Origin of the sequence: Candidatus Erwinia dacicola, from assembly GCF_001756855.1 — a bacterium.
GTDB lineage: Bacteria > Pseudomonadota > Gammaproteobacteria > Enterobacterales > Enterobacteriaceae > Erwinia > Erwinia dacicola.
Genome location: NZ_MAYS01000430.1, coordinates 1 through 1,416 on the forward strand (window position 1 = coordinate 1; position 1,416 = coordinate 1,416).

General features: G+C 48.4%; 2 protein-coding genes. Both read left to right on the plus strand.

What is annotated here, in order from left to right; translation table 11 throughout:
• Nucleotides 1–270 precede the first annotated feature (270 nt).
• On the plus strand, nucleotides 271–885 hold the full coding sequence (osmY, locus tag BBW68_RS11670; protein WP_070135495.1) for a molecular chaperone OsmY: 615 nt from the start codon (nucleotides 271–273) through the stop codon (nucleotides 883–885).
• Nucleotides 886–1,065: 180 nt separating this feature from the next.
• Complete coding sequence (locus tag BBW68_RS11675; protein ID WP_070134241.1) at nucleotides 1,066–1,365, plus strand: IS3 family transposase; 300 nt, start codon at nucleotides 1,066–1,068, stop codon at nucleotides 1,363–1,365.
• Nucleotides 1,366–1,416: the final 51 nt, after the last annotated feature.

Consider the following 1,416-nt stretch of genomic DNA (forward strand, 5'->3'; position numbering starts at 1 on the left):
TTAGTTGACCACTACAGGTTCAGTTCATTATTTCAATCTACAGACTCCTCCTAAACAACCTCTTTTTTGCTGCTTTATCTATCAATTTAACCACTCTCCCCGGTGAAATCCTGATTACCATCTATATTCATTTCTACAGGACGCAAAACGTGCGGTGCGGTTGCTGCAACGTTCACGGGCTAAGCTCTATCTAGCCGACAACTACAGCCACGCCGTTTGTGGCTGAAAAGCTCACCGTTGTGAGTGGTACTAATCAAAAGGAACGAATCGATGATCAACACTAAAATTGCAAAAACTCTGATGACGGGAATGTTAAGTTCGGTACTGGCTTGTGGCTCTGCGATAGCAGCGGACACTATGACGGGCAAAGCGGAGTCTACCGCCGACAGCGCGGATTCGAAAATCAATAGCTCAATGAAAAAAGTCCGTGGCTACATGGACGACAGCGGCGTAACGGCGAAGGTAAAAGCAGCCCTAGTCGATGATGAAGCGATTAAAAGTACCGATATTTCTGTCGAAACCCACAGTGGCGTTGTCACTCTGAACGGCTTCGTGACTTGCCAGGATCAGGCCGAGAAGGCTGTATTGGTTGCGGGTAAAGTTGAAGGCGTGAAATCGGTTAGCGACAAACTACACGTAAAAGACAGCACTAAGCAAACAATGAAAGGTTACGCTGGAGATACGGCAATAACCTCTGAAATTAAAGCTAAACTGTTAGTTGATGACATCGTACCATCACGAAATGTGAAAGTTGAAACCACCAATGGCGTGGTGCAGCTGTCCGGTACGGTGAAAATGCAGGCGCAGTCAGAACGCACTGAAAGTATTGCAAAGGCCATTGATGGCGTTAAGAGTGTTAAAAACGATTTAGTGGTTAAATCGTAATTGCCCAACGGCTTCGCTCTGCGGGGGCCACCATTGTCAGACCTGCAAAGAATAACGTTCAGCCACAAGCCGTGAGCTGAATGATAAAAACAGTTTGAATATACTATGTAGTGGCACACTGATACTGGCCACCTGATCGGAAGGTGATATTCTCACCTTCCCAACACCACAGGTGACCCAATGGCTAAACATTTCACGCCGGAATTTAAGCTCGAAGCGGCGAAGTTAGTTGTCGACCACGGCTATACCTACGTTAAGGCCGCAGAGGCAGTTAACGTAAGCCATTCGGCTATCACCCGTTGGGTGAATAAGCTGCGACTTGAGCGCCAGGGGAAAACGCCCGCCGGGCTTCCTCTGACGCCAGAACAGCTCGAGCTGCGTGAGGCGAGGAAGAAAATACAACGCCTTGAAATGGAGAACGAAATCCTAAAAAAGGCTACGGCGCTCTTAATGTCGGACGCACTCCACGGTTCACGGTAGTCGACAGGCTAAGAGCGAGGTATCCGGTCGCTGCGTTGTGCCAGACTTTTG

Coding starts and splice junctions, on each gene's coding strand:
- osmY (WP_070135495.1), top strand. CDS start 271: ATGATCAACACTAAAATTGCAAAAACTCTGATGACGGGAATGTTAAGT.
- BBW68_RS11675 (WP_070134241.1), top strand. CDS start 1,066: ATGGCTAAACATTTCACGCCGGAATTTAAGCTCGAAGCGGCGAAGTTA.